Annotated in this window: 17 protein-coding genes and 1 riboswitch; of the genes, 2 read left to right on the forward strand and 15 right to left on the reverse strand. The window is 41.9% G+C overall.

Features of this window, described 5'->3' with window-relative positions:
• Positions 1-2: 2 nt before the first annotated feature.
• A complete protein-coding gene (locus ACYH0O_RS20865; protein ID WP_113968994.1) occupies positions 3-278 on the reverse strand; it encodes a YutD family protein in 276 nt (91 codons plus the stop codon).
• A 111-nt stretch (positions 279-389) separates the two neighbouring features.
• Here ACYH0O_RS20865 and ACYH0O_RS20870 point away from each other — a divergent pair, with 111 nt between their 5' ends.
• Positions 390-1,106 (forward strand): YhcN/YlaJ family sporulation lipoprotein, encoded by a 717-nt coding sequence (locus ACYH0O_RS20870; RefSeq protein WP_482630170.1) that lies wholly within the window; start codon positions 390-392, stop codon positions 1,104-1,106.
• 125 nt (positions 1,107-1,231) lie between these two features.
• Here ACYH0O_RS20870 and lipA read toward each other — a convergent pair whose 3' ends face one another.
• On the reverse strand, positions 1,232-2,149 hold the full coding sequence (gene lipA / locus ACYH0O_RS20875; RefSeq protein ID WP_148970786.1) for a lipoyl synthase: 918 nt from the start codon (positions 2,147-2,149) through the stop codon (positions 1,232-1,234).
• Between the two features lie 268 nt (positions 2,150-2,417).
• Here lipA and ACYH0O_RS20880 point away from each other — a divergent pair, with 268 nt between their 5' ends.
• Positions 2,418-3,377 carry a M23 family metallopeptidase gene (locus tag ACYH0O_RS20880; protein ID WP_482632630.1) on the forward strand — a complete coding sequence of 320 codons (960 nt, stop codon included), beginning with the start codon at positions 2,418-2,420 and terminating at the stop codon, positions 3,375-3,377.
• Between the two features lie 47 nt (positions 3,378-3,424).
• On the opposite strand, the gene ACYH0O_RS20885 is transcribed toward ACYH0O_RS20880, so the two are convergent.
• The 13 genes from ACYH0O_RS20885 to sufD form a co-directional block, all read right to left on the reverse strand.
• Positions 3,425-3,532 (reverse strand): methionine/alanine import family NSS transporter small subunit, encoded by a 108-nt coding sequence (locus ACYH0O_RS20885; protein WP_082197501.1) that lies wholly within the window; start codon positions 3,530-3,532, stop codon positions 3,425-3,427.
• A gap of 1 nt (position 3,533) precedes the next feature.
• Entirely contained in the window at positions 3,534-5,060 is a 1,527-nt protein-coding gene (locus ACYH0O_RS20890) for a sodium-dependent transporter (protein WP_482630171.1), read from the reverse strand.
• A 320-nt stretch (positions 5,061-5,380) separates the two neighbouring features.
• A complete protein-coding gene (locus tag ACYH0O_RS20895; RefSeq protein ID WP_149156682.1) occupies positions 5,381-6,946 on the reverse strand; it encodes a Na+/H+ antiporter NhaC family protein in 1,566 nt (521 codons plus the stop codon).
• 115 nt (positions 6,947-7,061) lie between these two features.
• A riboswitch (Lysine riboswitch) is annotated at positions 7,062-7,243 on the reverse strand.
• A 79-nt stretch (positions 7,244-7,322) separates the two neighbouring features.
• Positions 7,323-8,087 (reverse strand): sporulation protein YunB, encoded by a 765-nt coding sequence (gene yunB / locus ACYH0O_RS20900; RefSeq protein WP_148970790.1) that lies wholly within the window; start codon positions 8,085-8,087, stop codon positions 7,323-7,325.
• Between the two features lie 59 nt (positions 8,088-8,146).
• A complete protein-coding gene (locus ACYH0O_RS20905) occupies positions 8,147-9,259 on the reverse strand; it encodes an HD-GYP domain-containing protein (protein WP_482630172.1) in 1,113 nt (370 codons plus the stop codon).
• Positions 9,260-9,451: 192 nt separating this feature from the next.
• Positions 9,452-9,754: a YunC family protein gene (locus tag ACYH0O_RS20910; RefSeq protein WP_149156679.1), complete on the reverse strand. Its 303-nt coding sequence runs from the start codon at positions 9,752-9,754 to the stop codon at positions 9,452-9,454.
• 56 nt (positions 9,755-9,810) lie between these two features.
• Positions 9,811-11,163 (reverse strand): bifunctional metallophosphatase/5'-nucleotidase, encoded by a 1,353-nt coding sequence (locus tag ACYH0O_RS20915; RefSeq protein ID WP_482630173.1) that lies wholly within the window; start codon positions 11,161-11,163, stop codon positions 9,811-9,813.
• Between the two features lie 27 nt (positions 11,164-11,190).
• Positions 11,191-12,015, reverse strand: coding sequence for a sulfite exporter TauE/SafE family protein (locus tag ACYH0O_RS20920; protein WP_482630174.1), 825 nt, complete (start codon positions 12,013-12,015; stop codon positions 11,191-11,193).
• Between the two features lie 21 nt (positions 12,016-12,036).
• The gene (locus ACYH0O_RS20925; protein WP_482630175.1) at positions 12,037-12,879 is read right to left on the reverse strand and encodes a DUF72 domain-containing protein; all 843 of its coding nucleotides are present in this window, start codon (positions 12,877-12,879) and stop codon (positions 12,037-12,039) included.
• 152 nt (positions 12,880-13,031) lie between these two features.
• Positions 13,032-14,429, reverse strand: a complete 1,398-nt coding sequence (gene sufB, locus ACYH0O_RS20930) for a Fe-S cluster assembly protein SufB (protein ID WP_113969016.1) — start codon at positions 14,427-14,429, stop codon at positions 13,032-13,034.
• 38 nt (positions 14,430-14,467) lie between these two features.
• Positions 14,468-14,908 carry a Fe-S cluster assembly sulfur transfer protein SufU gene (sufU, locus tag ACYH0O_RS20935; protein ID WP_149156675.1) on the reverse strand — a complete coding sequence of 147 codons (441 nt, stop codon included), beginning with the start codon at positions 14,906-14,908 and terminating at the stop codon, positions 14,468-14,470.
• On the reverse strand, positions 14,898-16,127 hold the full coding sequence (locus ACYH0O_RS20940) for a cysteine desulfurase (protein WP_482630176.1): 1,230 nt from the start codon (positions 16,125-16,127) through the stop codon (positions 14,898-14,900). Before ACYH0O_RS20940 ends, sufU begins: the two co-directional genes overlap by 11 nt.
• The gene (sufD, locus tag ACYH0O_RS20945) at positions 16,127-17,437 is read right to left on the reverse strand and encodes a Fe-S cluster assembly protein SufD (protein ID WP_482630177.1); all 1,311 of its coding nucleotides are present in this window, start codon (positions 17,435-17,437) and stop codon (positions 16,127-16,129) included. Before sufD ends, ACYH0O_RS20940 begins: the two co-directional genes overlap by 1 nt.
• Positions 17,438-17,446 lie beyond the last annotated feature (9 nt).

A 17,446-nucleotide genomic window follows, 5' to 3' on the forward strand; every position in this document is an offset into this window, starting at 1 on the left:
CATTATTTATTGACTTTTTTCACAAGAAAATAAGCGCAGCCAAAATTACAGTATTCATACAAGTAATCCTTATGTGTACTCACCTTTGTGTCAAAAGAGGCTTTTTGATTATGATCATCAAAGAATCCTTTTAAGCGAAGCTGGCCATATCCCCAATCCCCAAGGATAAAGTCGTATTTACTTAAGATGTCGCTATATCTTTCCTTAAATGCTTCCTCGTTGAATCCGTCTCTAAATTCCTCAACGATTTCGTAGCATGTATTCTGCACACAAATCATCTTGTCCACCCACTTTCATTTCCTTATCTTAAATTATAACGGATTGTCCATTAATTACTATGAAAAATTGTCATAAGACATGGTCACCCTATCAAATAGGGGGTGTTTAACTTGAATAAATTCATTCTGGGTACAACTGTACTGAGTATTGCACTAATCGGAACTGCTTGTGATGGAATTGACACGGCCAATGAAGAAATGTATCACGACAATGGAAATACCATAAACGTGAATGACCGGGAGGACCTGTACAACGAAAATAGTTGGACGAAAAAAGGAGCTCACCGCGGTGAGGATTTCGGATATGTTCGCCAACAGAAAAGTCCCACAGGTGGTCAAACCATTTCCACAAAGGATATGTACAGCATTAATCGAGAACAAGTAGCCGACACAATCAGCAAAATGAGTGTCTCACTTCCAGACGTCAAGGATTGTTCCACTCTTGTCACTGATGAAGAAGTGCTGATTTCATACGTGACGGACAAAAAGGATAAAGATGGCCGCTTTGAAGTAGCCGACCAAGTAAAGAAAACAGCCATGTCGGTTATTCCCCGTTGGTACCATGTATATGTGACCGATGACAAGAGCCTGATGCGCAATGTAGAAAACCTGGCAAAAATGGATAGCGATAGCCGTAATGCCAACACAGCCATTGATGATACCATCAATCTTATGTTGCAGGATTCTCCTCAGGGAAGAAATGTAGACGCAGGTGAAAATCCAAATGGTGAAATGACATCTGAGAAATACGAGATGCAGGATGACGATGTCCACAAAATCAATAAAGACCGCCAAAAGCGAATAGATAACACAGAAAATGTCGATTAAATAGAAGACAGTGGAGACAGGTATCATACCTTGCAGGGTTTGCGTCTCATGTCATACTCTTTGCTACAAAAAGGACTGACTGTTAGAGATCTTCTCCTTCAAGTCAGTCCTTTTATATATGAAAATTATGCCTTTTGAACTTCTTGCTCACCGGCTGCTTGTCTTGCTTTGGCAGCTGCATTAACTTGCTCATCTGCATGGTAGGAAGAACGAACGAGTGGTCCTGCTTCACAGTGACTGAAGCCTTTTTCCATCGCTGCTTCACGTAGTTCAGCAAACTCATCAGGGTGATAATATTTCTGTACCTTCAAGTGCTTCTTAGATGGTTGCAGGTATTGACCTAAAGTCACAATATCAACATGATTTGCACGCAGATCATCCATTGTTTCAAGAATTTCTTCCTTCGTTTCCCCAAGACCAACCATGATACTTGATTTTGTTGGGATTTCTGGATTTAATTCTTTTGCACGACGCAGGAATTCCAATGTGCGATCATAAGTTGCTCGGGCACGAACTCTTGGAGTCAAGCGACGAACGGTTTCGACATTGTAGTTCATGATGTCTGGCTTTGCATCCATCAATGTCTTTATATTATCGAAAACTCCACCCATATCGGATGGTAATACTTCAATGGAAGTAAACGGGCTCTTACGACGAATGGCACGAACCGTTTCAGCAAATACTTGCGATCCACCATCTTTCAAGTCATCACGTGCAACAGCTGTAATAACTACGTGCTTCAGGTTCATTAATTGAACAGAATCTGCAACGCGTTCTGGTTCTTTCAGATCTAATTCAGTTGGAAGGCCTGTCTTTACTGCGCAGAAACGGCATGCTCGTGTACAAATATCTCCAAGAATCATGAAGGTAGCTGTTCTTCTAGTTCCCCAACATTCATGAATATTAGGGCAACGAGCCTCTTCACATACCGTGTGAAGGTTGTTTTCACGCATCATTTTCTTCAAGCCCATATAGTTATCATTCGTATTCAGCTTAATTTTAAGCCAATCCGGTTTACGAATGTGTTCATCTTTCTTACTCATACCCCTCATCTCCAATCCTAAATAATTCTGACTTAGGCAAAGAGTGAAACGCTTTCTAAATCGTTCATCTTATGTAAAAAAAGCCATCATCAATATACTCCTTTTGTCACTTTATCATACTAAAAAAGTGAAAACAAGCATGTGATACCCTATTACCATTTATTGATGATTATGAATCCCGATGAACGATACAAACTAGAAGTAGGCCCCTAAAAATGGAGGGATTATTTTGAACAAACGATTGGTCTTAGCCTTTGTGGCTTTTTGCATGTTGATAAGTCCTTGTCAAACCTTTGCTGCTGAAAAACTGACAGACGAACAGATTCACACGAAAAGGATGGAGTTATTTCAGAAAAGCGAGGCGCTGACTCATATTCCCTGGTACTATCTTGCCGCTGTTGATCAGTACGAACGCAGTCTACGGTTTGCCCGCAAAGATAGGGAAAAGCCCTCTTCACTTATATCGATCTATATGGAACCGGAAAAATGGATCGGCCCACTGAATCCTAACCGGGAAGATGACAATCCTGAAACGATAGCTCTATTCAACGGGATTGGCCGGGATGGAGACTTCGATGGAAAAGCCAGCCTGAAGAGTGATGAAGATATACTTGCTGCTTTGACAGATTTTATATTACGGTACGGAATTGACCGGGATAATTTCAAGCTTGCTCTGTGGGACTATTACAAACGTGATAAAACGGTCAGTATCATCATGGGAAATGCGAAAATCTATAAACAATACGGGACCATCCATTTAAACCAGAAAGCCTTCCCCCTTCCCCTCAGATTCAACTACAGTTACCGAAACACTTGGGGTGATGCCCGTGGTTGGGGAGGAAGACGTATTCACGAAGGGACGGACCTCTTTGCTGATTATGGTGTACCTGTAAGAGCAACATCGTATGGAATCATTGAGATGAAAGGATGGAACCGATATGGAGGCTGGCGTATCGGCATTCGGGACATTAATAATACGTATCATTATTTCGCCCACCTTAGTGGTTTCTCTAAAGATCTTCATATAGGTCAAGTGGTAGAACCGGGAATGGTTATTGGTGGTGTCGGGAGCTCTGGATACGGCCCCCCTGGAACATCAGGGAAGTTCCCTCCTCATCTGCATTACGGAATGTACAAGGATAATGGTTTAACGGAATGGTCCTTTGACCCTTATCCTCACTTACGAATGTGGGAACGTCAAGACAGAATCAAAAGCAAAAAACGTTAAAAAAGCAGACAATGGTTAATCCATCGTCTGCTTCATCTTTTTACTCTTTATACCTGTTTTTTGGATTTGGAAACAGCGTTCATGATACTAGCTGCTAATCCACCCCAGATGATGACCATTCCTACAACCATCATTGTAATAGCGCTACCTGTCATGTTAGCTTACCTCCTTATAGCTATCAGCTTCTGTTTTGGCATGCCAGCGTTTGAATGAGAAGGCAACACCTGCAAGGATTGCGAATCCTGCAACAAACCATCCACTGTAAAGGATGAAGGCATCTGAGTAACCTCCATAGTTCCCGGTTTCAGTTTCAAATTCTCTTAATAAATTCATTTTGAATAAGCCGAACATCATCCACCCTAGAACGATTGGTGTGATGACACCTAAGCATACCTTCCACCAGGCACCAAGCTGAATATCCGAGATTCCATTAGCGTGAGATTGGAAAGCACCTAACTTACGCAGGAACCATGCAATCACTACTACTTCAACTAATCCCACGAATGCTACACCAAACTGGTTGATAAAGTAATCTGCCGCATCCAGGAAGAGTAATCCGCCCTGAGTGGCAAATAAAATTGAGATGATCGCAGAAAGACCTCCACCGAATAGAACCGCTTTCGTACGGGAAATTCCGAACTTCTCAGAAACCCCTGCTACATAAGTTTCTGTAATCGAGATGAGTGATGATAGTCCTGCTAACACCAGGGAAGCAAAGAACAAGAATCCGAATAAACCGTTAAGAGCCGGGAATTCGTTAATGATTTGCGGGAATACCACAAACGCCAATCCAACTCCACCGCTTACTACTTCCTGCACCCCTACACCTTGAGATTGAGCCATGAAACCTAAAGCAGCAAATACCCCAATACCTGCAAGTAATTCGAACCCTGAATTACTGAAACCTGTGATGAATGCATTATTTGTAATATCCGATTTCTTCGGAAGGTAACTGGAGTACGTAATCATAATCGCAAACGCAATGGATAAACTGAAGAAAATTTGTCCATATGCCGCTACCCAAACACCCGGGTCAGCTATTTTGCTGAAATCCGGTTTGAAGAAAGCGTCTAAACCATCCAATGCTCCAGGCAATGTTAAAGCGCGAACAACAATTATTAAGAATAAAATAACTAGTGCCGGAATAAAGATCTTATTCGCTACTTCTATTCCCTTCTTTACACCTTTGAAAAGAATCCCTAATGTAATCACCCATACCAATACAAGTGGAATGAATACTCCAGGAACGATACTTCCTGTCTGACCAGGATCAACCGTAAGCTTCAAATAGTCGTTGAATAAGAATGACTCTGTATCCTTCCCCCAACCTAAATTGAAAGAAAATACACTATACGACATCGCCCATGCGATAATGACGGCATAATAGGTAGAGATGACAAATGCGATTAATACTTGCCACCAGCCAAGCCACTCAAATTTCCTATTGAGACGGAAATAAGATAGTGGTGCCGACCCACGGTACTTATGACCTAACGTAAATTCAAGCACTAATAATGGAATACCTGCTGTAAGAAGAGCGAATAAATAAGGAATAAAGAATGCTCCTCCACCATTTTCATACGCTACTGCTGGAAAACGCCATATGTTTCCCAAACCGATTGCTGACCCGACAGCAGCTAAAATAAATCCTGCTCGTGTTCCAAACTGGGCACGTTTCTCCATGTTGGTCCCCCCTAGTTCTTTCCAACTACCATAATAAGGTATTTGAAATTTTTATATTTTCAGATTATTTATAATCTAAAGTCAGTATAGCTAGTTCCACGCCAATTGTCAAAGCTATTTTGAAGCTTTTAAAGAGATTTTTTAAAATTGGAGCAGGTACTATTTCACTATAAGGATTTTGTCGAAACATGAAGGATTGATGATCGGAAAGATTTAGTTGGGTTTTGGGATACCATCACAGGTTTTTAATAATACCTAACATCAAGTACGAATGCATAATAAAAAACCAGAAGCCAATGAGCTCCTGGTTTTTTATTTTATTATTGTTCTGAAACAGCTGGTTTTGCTTTTTCACCAAACAGAAATGCGAATGCGACGATTAAGATAATCACAACACCGAGACCGAATAGAGTGCTTCCAGTGAATCCTAATACAAGATATCCAATTGAAGCAGCAACCGCTCCAATTATTGCATATGGAAGCTGTGTAAGAACGTGATCGATATGATTGCTTCCTGCTCCTGTAGAGGAAAGGATGGTTGTATCCGAGATTGGAGAACAGTGATCTCCCAATACGGATCCTGCTAATACAGCTGCCATAGCAGGAAGTAAGATACTTACATCTGTCGCAGCAGCAATTTCCCCGGCGATCGGAAGTAAGATTCCGAAAGATCCCCATGAAGTTCCCGTCGAGAATGCCATGATTCCCGCAACTAAGAACAAAATGACTGGAAGTGCCTGCATCGGTAAGCTTGATTGTTCAACCAGACCCGCAAGATACGTACCTGTTTGCAATTGATCGATCAATGTGACGATCGTCCAGGCGAAGATAAGGATGTATACGGCCGGTAACATGGATTTGATCCCTTCCACTACCGCTACTCCAACGGCTTTCCCCTCGATTCCTTTCAAGCTTACCTGACGAATGAAGAAGATCAGCGCAACAAGGAGACCGAATAATCCACCATATAATAATGATTTCGTTACATCTGTATTTTCAAAAATCGGCAGGATGTCAAATGATCCGACGGCTTGATATCCTGTCCAGAGCATCATTCCAATTGTACCGATAACAAGAGCTACGATCGGCCAGACAAGATCACCAACTGATCCTTTCGAGCTGACAGGCAGATCATTTTTCAATTCGCCTGGAATCTCTTTTTCAGGATCATAAAGGGCTCCCGTCTCAAGGGCTCTTACTTCATGCTCTTTCATCTTTCCAAAGTCCAAGCCTTTAGCAGCAACCATGATGACAAGCAGAACAGCTGCCCAGACATAAAGGTTCATTGGAATCATTTGAACGAAGGCTGAAAATGCTGTGTACTCTGTGATACTATGTGTAGCAAGAATTGAACCGATGATACCGATGATGTACGCTCCCCAGCTTGAGATGGGTGAAACGACACAAATCGGTGCCGATGTCGAGTCAATGATATAGGCTAGTTTTGCACGTGAAATTTTGTGACGATCCGTAATGGGTCTCGAAACCTGTCCAACAGCAAGGGCATTAAAATAGTCATCAATAAAAATTATGATACCTAAAACGGCTGAAAGAAGCTGTGCACCTTTTCTCGTTTTCACACGTTTCATCGCCCATTCTCCGAATGCGCGGCTACCGCCGGAAATATTCACAAATGCTGTGATGACACCAAGAATGAGTAAGAAGAAAATAATATAGACATTCCAGGTGTTGAGCGCTCCATCTGCGACAAAAATGCCTTTAAAGGCGTCCCACATAAAGCTGAATGTTTTCGTAATTGAGAAATCTGCTAACAGAAATGCAGACGCAACGATTCCTACTCCCAGTGAAAGTAGAACCCGTCTCGTAAGTATAACCATAAGAATGGCTAAAAGGGGTGGTAATAGTGAGTAAATCGTGTTTTCCATAGTGTCCTCCTCCTATTTGATAGGGGGGAACCATCGTAGCATGATAGAGGATAATAAAAAAAGGCAACGATAGAGAAGCTATCATTACCTTAGTAAGTAATTTAAGTGCTCCATCACGATCTGTAGCTCCCCATTATAGAGATTCCCTATAATGACAGTGTTATCCTTCTTCAAGATAACCCCAGCAACTACACATTCGACATGCATAATTACTTCGGCAAAAGTTCCCTTTCATCTGTTCTCACAGTTGTCATTCTCAAACAGCTTACTCTTGAACTCTGCGCCTCTACCCCATCGGACTGATGATGTGGTGTGTTATAAAATTTTCTTTATTAATATAACAAACTATCATTCTTTTGACAACTTTTTTTCCTGACTAATTTGTGGGAATTTCAATAGAAGGACTGGATTCCCCTCCACCATTGTTATAAAACTGCGGTACATCCAGGTGAACGGTACCCATGGCAACCAGGATATCCTGCTTGATGGTTTCTGTTTTCGTTGCAAATGGGATGATGATCTGGACATTGACTTCAAGCTCGACAAACACTTTTACAACGGCATTATTAATCCCGAATTGCTCTACCGTAGTTTTAATATCAGAACGGACATCTCCGATCGAGTGAAAGCGGATCGGGACTTTTGGACCAAGGTTACCGAGTAACACATTGTTGGTCGCTTGGCCAAGAGGGACGGAATAAGTGATGCCCTTCGCTGCTTTTGACTTTCCTTCATCGATTTCCACTTCAGTAATAAATTCAAGGTTTTCTAAATTTCCTTCCTCTGCTTCTTGCAGGTTTTGCTGAACTAAGTTGGTGATTTCGGCCTGAACCCGGTTGATGGTCTGAGTATTATATTTAAATGAAACAATATCGCCTTCTGTATTCTTCACTTCTTCCGTTATATCCGAAATATCAAGAACATCTGCAATTTTTTTGTTAATCGCTTTATTGATAACCAACGTACCGATCCTGCTGGTTTGAGTTTCAGCATAAGCAAGCAGTGTCGGTTTTAAACCTTTGTTAATGATCCACAATCCGAATCCAGTCGAAATCATAAAGAACAGAATCGTAATGATCATCACATATCGAAAAGGCAGCGGCCCTCCTCTTCGGGGTTTGTATGTTTTAAACTTTGACAAAAAAATCCCCCCTTACAAGCTATTTGTATGCAAAGTAAGAGGGGTTTAACGCAAAAAATTTATTTAATTTTAAGAGATTGGGGTTCATAATCCGGATCAAATCCGATAATCACCTTATCTAATTCCGTACTTAAGTCCATGGCATATGGTGTTAGTATTTCCTGTCCATCTTCTTCAATGATCCGAATCACCGGTCGATCCGTTACACCTTTATTTTGATCGGTCACAATTCCTTTTCGGCCATCATTCAGCTCGACAACCATCCCGTTCGGATAAATGGCCACAGAAGACCTGAAGGCTTCAATTACATTTGTATCAAATAGAGTACCGCTTCCTGCATATAATACCTCCAGCGCTTGATGTGGAAGCATGGCTTTCCGGTATACACGATTTGACGTCATGGCGTCGAATACATCGGCCACCGCTATGATTTTTGCAAAGGGGTGGATATCCTCACCTTTGATTCCTCGTGGATAACCAGATCCATCTAGCCTCTCATGGTGCTGGTACGCGCAGTGAGCAATGATCAGGGACACAGAATGAAGCTGTCGCAAAATCTCAAAACCGTGTTCTGAATGCTTCTTGATTTCACAAAATTCGTCTTCTGTCAGCTTGCCTGGTTTCAGAAGAATTTCCTCCGGCACAAGCATCTTACCGATATCATGCAAAATTGCTCCTACGCCTAACTGCTCAAGCTGTTTAGTAGACAGTTTAAGTTCCAGACCTATGGATAACGTATACAAAGTCACATTAAATGAATGATGAAATATATAGGAGTCATATGTGAAAACATCCGTCAAAATGGTTAGGAGATCATGATTCGCCTTTACTTCAGACAAGACTACATCAATCACCTGCTTCAATTGCCTGGCACTATCTTCAATCATGAGTACACCAGGTGGCGCCTTCGATGCGCTTAGTTGATTAAAGGCCATCTCAATATTGTTTACAGCTTGCTGTCTCACCTTACTCGAAACAGTGCCCTTTACATGGATTCCCTTCGAAAGGGAGTCTTCAATATAGACATACTGAATACTAAGCTCCTGCAACCTGAAAATCATGCGTTCTGTAATCGGAACGTTATCATGAATTAAAGCTTGACCTCTCATATTATATACGGTTGTAGCTAGAACCATGCCCGGTTTTAAAGCCCTAGTTGATATAAGCCTCATAGAATTCTCCTATGTAATTCTTTCATTTTTCGACAAAATTTCCTAGTATCTCCATTATAAAGGATAAAAACGTACTTGCAAGGTGTATTTCCTGATATATTGTTAATTATTCATGAAAGAATATAAAGAATATGGTGACATTCACCTAACAAAAAACCAGTGCTCAATAAAAGCAACTGGTCCAATTTATACTTATATCATTTTCAACAATGCATCCCGCCCGATCATGCCTTGTGTGATGCCGCGATTTTCTGCCTCATAGGTGATGGATTCCAGAGGGGCATCCAGGAGCTGATCGATTGTTTTTACACCGACGGCTCTGCCTGCAATGATTCCTCTGTCTTTCAACTTCTCATTTAGTAACGCTACGTCCAGTGCTCCACACATTATATATCCTATATCACTCGTCACAACGAGGAGATTGGTTTTGGGCAGTTCAACAGAAATCGCTAAAAAGGTATGTCCCTGAATGGTAATCGGAGATACATTCATCATGTGTCATCGCTCCTTTCCCTCATATGTATGACGTGAGGATGGAAACGGTGATACATTTACTGCATTAATTTCCACTGAAGGATATCTCTTAAAAACTCAGGCATAAAGTATTTTTTCTCCAGCCTTTGGAGATCTGGAAAGAAGTGGCCAAACGTGAACATATCTGGTAAGGCAAGCTTGTATATCTTCTGTGGATCAATCGGCTTTTGACCGATTAAGATTTCACGGCCATTGAATTGAATATTCGCATATACAAACCGGCCCATCACCTTGCCTCTGAATCCTAATCCTTTCACTTGAAGATGCGGCCATTCCTCATTAAATGTTTGTTTAATGATTTCCTTCAGCTCTGCCCCCTTCATTTCAATGAGACATGGATTGATGGGATGAGGCAGAATCCGGTGCAGATCCTGTTTCGTCACCGCCCCCTCTTCCAGTCCATCAATGAGTAAGCCTGAATTGAGAAAGGCACAATCAGCCTCGCACCATTCAGCAAGACCATCACATAACACATCTGGAAGTGGGGAAGGATTAAACCAATCCACTGCCAGGGGTTGGGCGAGCTCGGTTACTTTTTCCCTTAACAAAGCCTCCCCCTTTTGATACCACTCGAGATATTCCTGTTCTTCCATTTCGGCAGGGGGAAGTTCCTGCTGTTCATAAAGCTGTGCTTTTTTCCCGACAATCTTTTTATTGGCTGTGTCAACCTCTACCATCATATGACCAACATAATGACCATATTTTCCTGCTGCGCCCAGCATAGTTCCCTTAATTTCTTTTCCTTGATGCAACACATGATGGGTATGAGCTCCTAGGATAACGTCAATTTCGGGAAATCGCGTTGCAATCAACTCATCATCCCGAATCCCCAGGTGAGAAAGAAGAATAACCATATCCACCTGCGGGTGAAGCTCTTGAACCAATTTCTCAAGCTCATCCAACGGAGATGTAATATTCCAGCCTAGGGCTTTATAAAAAGGTTTGAAACAAGCTGTCAATCCGATGATGCCAATCTTCATGCCACTATTCGTTTGATAGATATGATAGGTTTTGGCCCACCTTGGAGGCTGCGACGACTGGTCTAATAAATTGCCTACAATCACGTGAAATTCTGCATTTTCATAAAGGCTGTTTAAATCTTCATAGTCCAGTGTAATTCCTTCATTGTTCCCAATTGTTACGGCATCAAAGCCGACTTCATTTAGAAAATCGATATTTCCTTTTCCTAAAGTCGCTTCACTTAATGGATGCCAGCGGTCTACATGATCTCCGATATCAAATAGATAAACTGGTTCCCCTTCATCCAGATGCCATTGTTTTCTCATCTTCAAAAAATCACGAATCCTTGACCAATGCTCAAAATGACTGTGAAGGTCGTTTGTATGATAAATATGAATGATTTCTCTCACTGTTTGCTCACTCCTATTGGAGGTATGTTATCCAGTAATACCTTGGTAAATCAATCGAATTCCAATTAAAATTAATATAATCCGTAAAACACTCACTAAGACTTTTGATTCAAGCTTCGTATTCAAATAGGCCCCAAACTTCGCCCCTATCCAAGCGCCTGGAATAAGTGCAAGTGCATACAACCACTTTACATTGCCAAACATGATATGCGTTCCTGAACTGACCAATGCCGATAGAAAAATCATGAACATGGATGTGGCTACGGCTACATGGGGTGGAAAAAGAAAAATCAAGATCATTGCAGGTACCATTAATGATCCACCACCGATACCAAATAAACCGGATGTAAATCCAACTACAAAGGCAATAGCCGCTCCTAGTACAGGAGGATATCCATATCGAAAGGTATTTCCTCCCGGATCGGTAAATTCCCGTTGAAAAGAAGCATCCTTGAATTTCTCAATAGGCTTTAACTTGTTTCTTATCATGAGCACAATGGCAATCAAAATCATAAAAATACCAAAATACAAATTAAAGCTTTCCATGTTCAATCCCTTGTTTACCCATGCTCCTAGTATTGAACCCGGCCCACTTCCGGCAAAGAAGATCAGGCCGCTTTTATAATCAACGGTCTTATGCTTTAAATAAGCCAAGGTGGATGATAACCCTGTGAAAATCATAATGACCAAAGATGTTCCGACAGCTGTCTGAGGATTCATTCCCTCTATCAAGCTTGTATATGTACCGAAATAGATAAGGGCAGGAACAATGATGACTCCTCCGCCCAGTCCTACGAGGGATCCTATCGCTCCTGCTAAAAGTCCGATCGATAGAAGAACGATCCATTCCATCTGTCTTTCATCTCCTGTCAGCTAAAATAAATCCAGTTGCTTTGGTGCAAGCCCACCATATTCAAGTCCTAATAATTCAATGAGCTCTTTCGCGTTGTCAGCGGCATCTCCACCGGAATTATTATTGAAAAGAATATATAGATCTTCAGAGGTTTCGTGCAACTGATGAATATGTGGAATCCATTCCTCCAGTTCAGCACGATTATAGCGATATAAATAACGAACCTCCCGCCAGTCTTCCCCATTCGGTTTATTCCAGCCGTACAGATTCCTGCCGTGAAAACGAATTAGAGTCGCATCTTTATGAGTGGTTTCCAATACCCGTGGTACAGATCCTTCCCCTGCTTGCGGCTCATCGCAAATGCTATGGATCCATCCTTCCTTTTTCATAAACGTTAACGTCTTATCCCGGAACTCCGGTCTGAACCAGCTTTGATGGCGAAATTCCAACGATAGTGGAAATCCCTTTAGCTGATCCCGGCAATACCTGATATAGTCAACATGTTCCTTTTTACAATCGTACCAAGGGGGAAATTGAAGCAAAACCATCGCTAATTTACCTGCATCTACGTACGGGGCAAGGGATTCCTTAAAGGCATTGAACATCTCTTCCTTTGTTTCAAAAGGGATTTCTCCCCGTTGATGCCCCGTCATTCCCTGATAAGCCTTAACAATAAACTTAAAGTCCTTTGGTGTTTCCTTTACCCATTTTTCAGCATTTCGAAGAGGCTGGACAGCATAGAAGGTTGTGTCCACCTCGACGATGGGGAAATGTGCGCCGTATTCTTTTAGTTTGTCTCTTGGGGGAACATTTTCATAAAGGGTATCATGATCTCCCCAGCCTGTTACTCCTATGTATATCATCTGCATTCACCTGCTTTATTATGAACATGTCCATTTTATCATAAGGAAAATGGAAATTCTTATGTTTGGATTTATTGAGGGAGAATAGTGGTGTTTTATTGAAACCAGAAAAAACTCCCCTGATGAAACATCAAGGGAGTTTAAATGATATATTAACCGATTGAACCTTCCATTTCGAACTTGATCAGTCGGTTCATTTCGACTGCGTATTCCATTGGAAGTTCTTTCGTGAATGGCTCGATGAAGCCCATTACGATCATTTCTGTTGCTTCTTCCTCTGAAATACCACGGCTCATAAGATAGAATAATTGTTCTTCGGATACTTTTGATACCTTCGCTTCGTGTTCTAACGAGATGTTATCGTTTAGAATTTCGTTGTAAGGGATCGTATCAGAAGTTGATTGGTTATCCATGATCAGCGTATCACACTCAATGTTTGAACGTGCGCCTTCCGCTTTACGGCCAAAGTGTACAATTCCACGGTACGTTACTTTACCACCATGCTTGGAGATGGATTTAGAAACGATTGTAGAAGATGTATTTGGTGCCAGGTGAATCATTTTCGCTCCGGCATCCTGATGCTGGCCTTTACCTGCGAGTGCGATGGATAGCGTCATACCACGAGCGCCTTCACCTTTAAGGATGACCGCCGGGTATTTCATCGTTAATTTAGAACCGATGTTTCCATCTACCCATTCCATCGTTGCGTTCGCTTCACATACAGCACGCTTCGTAACCAGGTTGAACACGTTGTTCGCCCAGTTTTGAATCGTTGTATATCGGCAGTACGCATCTTTCTTGATGATGATTTCAACGACTGCAGAGTGAAGTGAATTCGTTGTGTAAACCGGTGCTGTACAACCCTCAACATAGTGAACACTTGCGCCTTCATCCACGATGATCAGCGTACGCTCGAATTGACCCATGTTCTCTGAGTTAATACGGAAATATGCTTGAAGCGGTGTATCCACCTTGATTCCTTTAGGAACATAGATAAAAGATCCACCGGACCATACCGCTGAGTTAAGGGCAGCAAACTTGTTATCCGTTGGAGGTATAACCTTTGCCCAGTGCTCACGGAAAAGTTCTTCATTCTCTTTAAGAGCAGAATCTGTATCTTTAAAAACGATCCCCATGTCTTCAAGATCAGATTGCATGTTGTGGTATACAACCTCTGACTCATACTGAGCAGAAACCCCTGCAAGATACTTTTGCTCGGCTTCCGGAATACCTAATTTATCAAACGTTTGCTTAATTTCTTCAGGTACTTCATCCCAGCTGCGCTCTGACTTTTCAGAAGGCTTCACATAGTAAGTGATCTCATCAAAGTTCAGTTCCTGCATGTCTCCGCCCCATTGAGGCATAGACATATTATAAAAATGCTCAAGTGACTTCAAACGGAAATCAAGCATCCACTTAGGCTCATCTTTCATACGAGAAATTTCTTCAACGATTTCTCGAGTCAAACCACGTTTAGAACGGAAAATCGATACGTCTTTATCACTAAAACCGTATTTATAGTCTCCGATCTCAGGCATCTTCTTTGCCATGTTGATTCCTCCATTCTTAAATAGAGTAGGAGAAGAGCTTATTCCTGCTCTTCTTCTTGAACTCCTTTTTCCATCGCTTTCCAAGCCAGTGTCGCACATTTGATACGGGCCGGAAATTTAGCGACTCCTTGTAATGCTTCAATATCTCCTAAATCCACATCGTCGTCATAGTCATTGCCTTGCATCATATCAGAGAAGATTTTGGAAAGCTTCAATGCTTTTTCAATCTCTTTCCCTTTAACCGCTTGGGTCATCATAGAAGCAGAAGCCATGGAGATCGAACAGCCTTCCCCGTCGAACTTAGCATCCTGAACGATACCATCTTCCACCTTTAAAGTCAGGTGTATGCGATCTCCACAAGTAGGGTTATTCATATCGATGGTAAAGCTTCCATCCTCTAAAGAACCTTTATTTCGTGGATTCTTATAATGATCCATGATGACTTGTCGATATAACTGATCTAAATTATTAAAAGACATCGCTGAAAAACTCCTTTGTCTTCAATAGGCCTGCAACAAGTTTATCAATATCTTCTTCCGTATTATAGAGGTAGAAGCTGGCACGTGCTGTTGCGGATACGTTCAACCACTTCATCAGAGGTTGTGCACAGTGATGACCCGCGCGAACGGCAATCCCTTCAGCATCGAGTACGGTTGCCACATCATGCGGATGAACATCATCAATGTTGAACGTAACAAGACCTGCCCGCTTTCCGGGATCACTTGGTCCGAAGATTTTCATGCCTTCGACTTCATTCATTTTCTCCAATGCATAAGCCGCAAGCTTATGTTCATGTTCTTCAATGTTATGAAGTCCTACTTCTTCAAGGAAATCAATCGCAGCTCCAAGTCCAATGGCACCTGCAATGATCGGTGTACCCCCTTCAAACTTCCACGGAAGCTCTTTCCAAGTGGATTCCTGAAGCCCGACAAAGTCAATCATTTCTCCACCGAATTCTACCGGTTCCATTTTGTTCAGGTGTTTTTTCTTACCGTAAAGTACTCCGATCCCTGTAGGGCCAACCATCTTATGACCTGAAAAGGCAAAGAAATCACAATCCAGATCTTGTACGTCGACTTTCATATGCGGAGCAGCCTGTGCTCCGTCAACGACCATGACTGCTCCATTTTCATGAGCAATCCTGGTAATTTCTTTGATTGGATTCATTGTACCAAGCACGTTTGAAACCATCATGATCGAAACAATTTTCGTTTGTGATGTGACAGTCGCTCGTACATCTTCAATCGCAATCGTGCCGTCTTCCTGAAGAGGAACATATTTTAATGTAGCTCCGGTTTCTTTGGCTAACTGCTGCCAAGGAATGATATTGCTATGATGCTCCATGTGAGTAATCACAATTTCGTCACCCTCGGACAGATTAGCGCGACCGAAGCTTGCTGCAACTGTATTGATTGCTGTTGTCGTTCCACGGGTAAAGATCACTTCTTGAGCGGACGAAGCGTTAATGAAATTACGGACCTTTTCTCGGGCACCTTCATATCCATCTGTCGCTCTCGTCCCAAGAGTGTGAACACCCCGGTGAACATTTGAGTTATATCCACGATAATAGTCATTCATCGCTTCGATAACGGAAACCGGCTTTTGCGAAGTTGCGGCACTGTCAAGATAAACAAGTGGATGGCCATTTACTTCCTGGTCGAGAATCGGAAATTGTTTACGAATCTCTTTTACATCCATTAGTTTACTTTCCTTTCGATAACCTCAACAAGTTGTTTCTTAACTCCTTCAATCGGCAATTGTTTTACCACAGGAGCCAAGAAGCCATGAATAACCAGACGTTCCGCTTCATGTTGCGGAATTCCACGACTCATTAGGTAGTATAGTTGCAGCGGATCCACTCGACCTACAGACGCAGCATGTCCTGCCGTTACGTCATCTTCATCGATAAGAAGAATCGGATTCGCATCCCCACGTGCTTTTTCACTCAGCATCAATACGCGAGATTCCTGCTCTGCATTCGACTTAGACGCACCGTGTTCAATTTTACCGATACCATTGAAGATGGAAGATGCTTCGTCTTTCATCACTCCATGCTTAAGGATGTATCCTTCAGAGTTTTTACCGAAGTGAACAACCTTCGTCGTGAAGTTTTGTTTCTGTTTTCCGCGTCCAACGACAACGGTTTTTGTATCACCATATGAGCCATCACCCATAAGATTCGTCACGTTTTCTGAAACGGTGTCTCCATCGTTCATTAATCCAAGAGCCCACTCGATGCGAGCATCTCTTTGTGCGATTCCACGACGGTTAACATACGTTGTTAATCCGCTTGCTAAATTATCCACAGCACCATATTCCACTTTAGCATTATTGTTTGCCAAAACTTCTGTAACGATGTTGTATATGCCATCTTCAACATTTGTTGTAGAAATATAGTTTTCAACATACGTTACAGAGCTGTTGTCTTCAGCCACTACTAATACGTGGTTGAACATCGCTACTTCAGCATTGTCATGAACGTATACCGCTTGAATCGGTTGAGTCAATTCCACATTTTTAGGAATGTAAAGGAACACTCCCCCATTCATCAATGCTGCATGAAGGGCTGTAAGCTTATGCTCATCCGTTTTCACACCTTCAGTCATGAAGTACTTCTGTACAAGCTCACTGTGGTCTTTTACAGCTGTGAAAATATCCGTAAAAATAACACCATTGTCTTTTAATTCGTTTGAAAGAGAAAGAAAAGCAGGTGTATTATTTCGTTGTATATAAAGACTTTGGTCACTGCTTTCTAAATCTACTAATTCTTTTGCTTCATCCGGCAGCTCACTCAATGATGAGAACGTATCACTTTCCACTGTATGCTTCTGGAATTGAGTAAAATTCCAATTCGTGATTTTCGTTTTATCAGCAACTGGAAGGCTTAGATCCTTTACTTTGTCAAAGGCATCTGTGCGAAGGGTTGTTAACCATTCCGGCTCTCCGAGTTGTTTTGAGTAGGAGCTGACATAGTCCTGATCTACTGGTAGTTTCGTTTCTACAGTCATTTTCATCCC

This window comes from Rossellomorea sp. H136 (genome assembly GCF_056838065.1).

Coding starts and splice junctions, on each gene's coding strand:
- ACYH0O_RS20865 (WP_113968994.1), bottom strand. CDS start 278: ATGATTTGTGTGCAGAATACATGCTACGAAATCGTTGAGGAATTTAGA.
- lipA (WP_148970786.1), bottom strand. CDS start 2,149: ATGAGTAAGAAAGATGAACACATTCGTAAACCGGATTGGCTTAAAATT.
- ACYH0O_RS20880 (WP_482632630.1), top strand. CDS start 2,418: ATGTTGATAAGTCCTTGTCAAACCTTTGCTGCTGAAAAACTGACAGAC.
- ACYH0O_RS20885 (WP_082197501.1), bottom strand. CDS start 3,532: ATGACAGGTAGCGCTATTACAATGATGGTTGTAGGAATGGTCATCATC.
- ACYH0O_RS20890 (WP_482630171.1), bottom strand. CDS start 5,060: ATGGAGAAACGTGCCCAGTTTGGAACACGAGCAGGATTTATTTTAGCT.
- ACYH0O_RS20895 (WP_149156682.1), bottom strand. CDS start 6,946: ATGGAAAACACGATTTACTCACTATTACCACCCCTTTTAGCCATTCTT.
- ACYH0O_RS20905 (WP_482630172.1), bottom strand. CDS start 9,259: ATGAGGCTTATATCAACTAGGGCTTTAAAACCGGGCATGGTTCTAGCT.
- ACYH0O_RS20910 (WP_149156679.1), bottom strand. CDS start 9,754: ATGATGAATGTATCTCCGATTACCATTCAGGGACATACCTTTTTAGCG.
- ACYH0O_RS20920 (WP_482630174.1), bottom strand. CDS start 12,015: ATGGAATGGATCGTTCTTCTATCGATCGGACTTTTAGCAGGAGCGATA.
- ACYH0O_RS20925 (WP_482630175.1), bottom strand. CDS start 12,879: ATGATATACATAGGAGTAACAGGCTGGGGAGATCATGATACCCTTTAT.
- sufB (WP_113969016.1), bottom strand. CDS start 14,429: ATGGCAAAGAAGATGCCTGAGATCGGAGACTATAAATACGGTTTTAGT.
- sufU (WP_149156675.1), bottom strand. CDS start 14,908: ATGTCTTTTAATAATTTAGATCAGTTATATCGACAAGTCATCATGGAT.
- ACYH0O_RS20940 (WP_482630176.1), bottom strand. CDS start 16,127: ATGGATGTAAAAGAGATTCGTAAACAATTTCCGATTCTCGACCAGGAA.
- sufD (WP_482630177.1), bottom strand. CDS start 17,437: ATGACTGTAGAAACGAAACTACCAGTAGATCAGGACTATGTCAGCTCC.